The following is a 5,186-nucleotide window of genomic DNA, read 5'->3' as shown; positions in this document are numbered from 1 at the left end:
GGAGCCGGTTTTGTAAAAGTGCATCACACCCAAAGCACACTGTTTATCATTGGCATCGCCACAATGATCACAGGCATCTTAGGTTTTATCTTGAACAGTGCCGTACAAAAAAAACAGAGAGAATTTGATAATGGTTAGTGGACGAGGCGTTTTTCTCAAGCAAACCATACACCACAAAAGGACATGACAATCACCACCCAATCAAATTTCAATAAAATCCCTATCAAATCGTTGTATCCCATGCAACCCCATACCAACCCAATAGGACTTTGATAAACCACTCTTTAATGTAGAGCAACTAACAACCCTCCCCAAAGCTTGATATTTTAAAGTAAAAAAAAACGATAACATCATGCAACAAGACCCTATAGGCTTAAACTTTTACAATGGAACAGGCGGCTATGTGTGGCAACTGGCAGACTATATGCGACATGATTGTCATGAGAGCTCCCACACACTTGAATTGCAAAAACCAACGCCGCCCATAGCCATCAATTCTTTCGCTGTCTACCCAAGTGAACTCAATCCTTTATCACGCGTTCAATGGGCAAAAGATGTACAAATAATAAAAAACAAACCAGCACTCATTGGCAAACGGCAAATACAACCCATCACCATTGTTTCTACAAAAGGAGCGGCATTTGGCGGATTCGACTTTCCCACATTTGAAGCACTTCGTGAAGGCTGCCTTGTCCAATCACTGAGGGAAATACAATTCAATGGTACTCTTCTTGCCTCTGGAAGTCTTTTGATATCACTTTTACGACACGGTCTCATCGAAACAGATCAAAAAGCATTTTCAGAAAATGATGCAACCGCTCTTTTACGAGAGCCAACATGTATTATCATAGATTCTTCTCTTGGCAGTCTTGCCATTAATCAACTCAATGGGCGTACAATCCGGCTTCATGAAAAAACAAAACATCTCTTGAAGCAAGCCACCACACCAATACGTATTCAATATCCGCTAGAGGATTCAATAAAGTTTTTTATAAAAGCAGGAATGCTACGATTGGTAAAATTATAAGGATAAAAAGATGCAGCTGATAAGACCTGGCATGGGAACAGAAAATAGTGCACAGCTCATTTATGCGCTTATTCAAATGGCAAGACCGCGCACAGTCATTGAAATCGGTGCTGGTGATAGTACGCGCTTGATTGCTAAAGCACTGCAAAAAGCAAAACAAGCATGGCAACAAGATAAAAAACTTTTAGAATCTTCCACCTGGGAAGAGCGCACAGCTTTGCTTGATCCTTCAGGAATCCTTGAGAATTACGAACCTCGGCTTATCACCATTGATGATTTTACAGTCGAAGGTCAATCAGCCGAAGAAGCATGGCAAGAACTGCTTCAAGGCGGTATTGAAAAAGATACTGTAACATTTATCCATGAGAATTTTTTCTCTCTTGATGATGAAACGCTCAAATCTTGGGGACCAATAGATTTTGCTTGGCTTGATGCTGGTACTCCCGCAGATGATGTGCGATTTGTTATAACCCTTTGGGAACACATCACCGCGGGTGGTTATCTTTGTCTACATGAACCAACCATAACAACAACAATTTCTCTCAATGGCGAACAGCGGGTTCGACGCGTCAGAACTCCTTTGTGGGAAGAAATTCTCTACCGGCTTGATGGCTCCTATGAAGCTTTAACACTCCCCGAAAACCACAAATATCGCCAAAGTGGTCTGGGGATTATTCGCAAACGCACCCCAGCCGAACAAATTGTACGCGCACAATCGCTCCAAGCAGAACTCATAGAAATCAATGAACTGCCCATTCGCAATGATCTTTTGCCCATGGGGAAAGAAACCCTTCACAAACGCAATACCCGCAATTCACTGATCTCTGCCATGACGTCACCGACACTGCGTACTGTTTATGCCGCCATTATCCTTGGTGCAAAAAATCTTACTGATATCCTCAAACATGTCGATTCAGATGCCAAAAACATTCACAAATCCATCAATCGCCTTTTGAATCTCGGACTTATTCACAACACAACAGAAGGATTTCAAGCCGAAGAGACAGTGTGGAAAATGCTAGAAAATAAACATGAGCGGAATAGGGAAAATTTAAGCGACCGCCATTTAGAAACAGAAGAGATGCTATCAAAAATTGGTGAAGCCTTTCAGAAGGAAAAAATCTATAGCGAAACGGAAGTTTCCAAGATATGCAACCTCTTTACGATAGACTTTGCCCGATTACGACGCACTCTTGTTGAGAGAGGTTTTTTACAACGCCATGGAGGAAAATATCAACGCATGCGCTAAAAGAGAATTGAAAAATGATTAGCGAACGCTATCGTTTTTCTTCTCTATTTCAAGAGAATGAATAACCTTCCACTAAAAAAATATAATTTCATTAAAAGGTTACAAAATCATTCATCCCATTCATATGTTGACAATCTATGGAGATGAGATTAGCGTGCCCTCTTCGCAAGAGATGCAATGGGGAGGAACAAGAGTGCGGGATGCCAATTGGTTATCAAAAAGGATTGGGTGGTTATCAAAAAGAATTAGAAATAGTCAAAACCATCAGGAGAAGATATAGGATCAAGGTCTCAATGATCTTACGATTGTTGCGCGAACATCCGGGCACAGTGTTGTTGCTCAATCCAAATCATGCTCGATATTTCTAAAAACATCGTAGAAAAAACAATATTCTTGCATTGGACTGGCTAGTGAATCAAGAAAGATACTATTTCAACGAAATGTGCACAGCAGAAATAGGGCTGGCAAAACTTCCTCAAAAGATACAACAAAATGTCTTTGATCATTTAACAACACTTCTATGGAAATTCCATGGGCAAAAATAAAATTCCTTTTTTCATCTATAGCACAGTTTTTCTTTCTGAATTTTCCTTTTTCTTTGTACTCCCTCTGCTTGGAAACTCTTCTCTCATAACTGCTGCCAATGTTGCTTTTTATCTCGCTGGATCGGTAATCCTTGAAAGCATTCTCATGGTAACCACAACAGGTTTATTAGAAAGATTTTCGCGTAAACTCTTAATGGCTACCGCCTTTATTTTAAGGAGTAGCGCTTTTGTGTGCATTATCCTATCGCTCACACCTTCTGCATGGTTGATCTTTTTTACCTTAATGGCTTTTTCGAAAGCAATTTCAAAGCCATTTTTGAGAGAAATTTTATCAGAACATCTCAATGAAAATGCTCTTAAACGCGCATTAACTCTCTATTCTTTTTTTCAAAATGCTGCTGTCGTTATCGCCCCTCTTGTTGCAACGAGTGCCATAAAATACAACGCATCAACCTTCTTAATGGCTTTTTTTGCACTCATTGGTTTGTATCTTTGTGTTCTATCCATTCAAATTGTTTATCATTACCCGCATAAAACATTATCTCTTGAAAAGAATAAAAAAACAAAAAAAGCTCTTCTTTCTTCTTTAAAAACAATAATACATAATCGTTCTATTGCTTATTTGCTGGTCACGGCTTTGCTTTGTGCATACCTCATGGGAATTTTCATCACCACCACAACACTTCTCAGTAAATTTGACAGCAATCTCGCCCCTTATAGTGGAATTTTCTTTTCAATTGTTGGCATCAGTATTTGTATCTGGCAAGGAATAATCAATAAACATCTCAGCCTTTCTGATAAATCAACTTTTTATCTGCTCTGCTTTATGGGAAGTTTCTCCTCGTTTTTCCTCATAGGTGGGGTCTTTACCGCTGTGACTGCGTTAATTGCCTACAGTGTCTATGAATCTGTCATGATTCCAGAGATATACTATCAAGCAGGGAAAACAACTACATCCCTCTCTGCCAGTGTTCTTTTCAGTTATATTCTTGTTATTTCAAATATTGGCCAAGCCGCCGGCTCATGGACAAGTGGATGGATTATCAGCCATTTCAACAATCATATCGCTTTCACCTTTTGCATGATTGTTGGTGCCTCCGCCTTTGCTTCTTGCCTTTGCCTCATGCAAACGAAAAAATAAGCAGCTTCCATGTCACATATAGTTTTTGCAACCGGTGGCACAACAAGAGCACTCAAAACACTTCGCCATAAATGGCTCAATTATGATTTTGTAACACACTCTGCGGCAAAAAAGCTCAAAACGGTCTTTTAAGATTGCTCTGTAAACGCCGTTGCAAATTGTCTCATAGCTTAAAGGATTATGGGGTAGACAAGCGTAAGGTAGCTACATTCTGCACGAATAATATTCTATTGATATCCATGTGCAATACAGCCAAATCATTTTTCTTATAATTCGCTCATTTCTGCCATGACCTCACCAACACTACGCGCTGTCTATACTGTTATTATACTTGGTGCTAAAATTTTTTCTGATATCCTCAAACTTGTCAATTCAGAGACCAAAAACATTCACAAATCTATTAATCGCCTTTTAAACCTTGGTCTTATTCAAAACACAACAAAGGGATTTCAAGCAATCGATAAATTATGGCAAGCGCTAGAAGATAAAAATGTACGAAATATGGAAATTTTTAGCGATCGTCATTTAGAAACAGAAGATATACTTACAAAAATTGCAGAAGCATTTAAAATAGGAAAAACTATCGCGAAACGGAAACATCAAAAATATGTAGCCTTTTTACTTTAGATTTTGCGAGATTAAGACGAATCTTGGTGGAAAATGGATTTTTAAGACGATATGCAAGCAAATATCAGCGCATACGTTGAAAGAAAAAATTCAAGCATTTGAGTTTTTCTTATGCAGCGTTTTGTTTTTTTGTTTTCTGTAAAGAGAGTTTAGGCCAGCTATGCGCCCCCCTTAGTATTTAGTGGTATAGATAGTTTGGAGTTCAAGGAATTGTTTGCAGTTTTTTGTTACAAAAAGTTAGCGGATTGTTTTGAGGATTTGGTTATACAGACTACACATAGGACAAAGGGAGAGATGACATAAGAACCAAGAGAATCTGAGTTTAGATTTAATTTCTACAAAGCCTTTATGCGCGTAAATTACATACCTATACGTTCTTTCCCTACCCTACTTAATTTTATAATAAGACAGCTCCGTATAAAAAACAGCACTATTCTTACATACCATAGCCATTATGTATGTTAGGATAGTGTAAAAAGCTGTTATTTCTCTATCTGAGCCGTAAAGCACTGCCTCCACAGATCATAGGCATAGGCTCGCTACCCCAAAAAGCTTTCTAGGTAAAAATCCCCCTTAGTATTTAGTGATATAGATAGT

The 5,186-nt window shown here is 38.8% G+C and carries 6 protein-coding genes and 1 pseudogene; all 7 read left to right on the top strand.

Going from position 1 to position 5,186, the window contains the following annotated elements; translation table 11 throughout:
• Positions 1 to 138, top strand: a pseudogene (locus tag ACFINM_RS09350) (MFS transporter); the annotation flags it as partial.
• 214 nt (positions 139 to 352) lie between these two features.
• A complete protein-coding gene (locus ACFINM_RS09345) occupies positions 353 to 1,027 on the top strand; it encodes a hypothetical protein (RefSeq protein WP_375621763.1) in 675 nt (224 codons plus the stop codon).
• A 10-nt stretch (positions 1,028 to 1,037) separates the two neighbouring features.
• Positions 1,038 to 2,276 carry a DUF2087 domain-containing protein gene (locus ACFINM_RS09340; RefSeq protein ID WP_375641224.1) on the top strand — a complete coding sequence of 413 codons (1,239 nt, stop codon included), beginning with the start codon at positions 1,038 to 1,040 and terminating at the stop codon, positions 2,274 to 2,276.
• 531 nt (positions 2,277 to 2,807) lie between these two features.
• Positions 2,808 to 3,962: an MFS transporter gene (locus ACFINM_RS09335; protein WP_375641222.1), complete on the top strand. Its 1,155-nt coding sequence runs from the start codon at positions 2,808 to 2,810 to the stop codon at positions 3,960 to 3,962.
• Between the two features lie 9 nt (positions 3,963 to 3,971).
• Positions 3,972 to 4,094: a hypothetical protein gene (locus tag ACFINM_RS09330; protein ID WP_375612581.1), complete on the top strand. Its 123-nt coding sequence runs from the start codon at positions 3,972 to 3,974 to the stop codon at positions 4,092 to 4,094.
• A gap of 156 nt (positions 4,095 to 4,250) precedes the next feature.
• Positions 4,251 to 4,589: a hypothetical protein gene (locus ACFINM_RS09325; protein ID WP_375641220.1), complete on the top strand. Its 339-nt coding sequence runs from the start codon at positions 4,251 to 4,253 to the stop codon at positions 4,587 to 4,589.
• Entirely contained in the window at positions 4,568 to 4,669 is a 102-nt protein-coding gene (locus tag ACFINM_RS09320; RefSeq protein ID WP_375612583.1) for a DUF2087 domain-containing protein, read from the top strand. Before ACFINM_RS09325 ends, ACFINM_RS09320 begins: the two co-directional genes overlap by 22 nt.
• Positions 4,670 to 5,186 lie beyond the last annotated feature (517 nt).

Source organism: Bartonella sp. AA168HLJHH (assembly GCF_042197365.1).
Classification (GTDB): domain Bacteria; phylum Pseudomonadota; class Alphaproteobacteria; order Rhizobiales; family Rhizobiaceae; genus Bartonella.
This window is presented reverse-complemented; position numbering and strand designations above follow the sequence as displayed.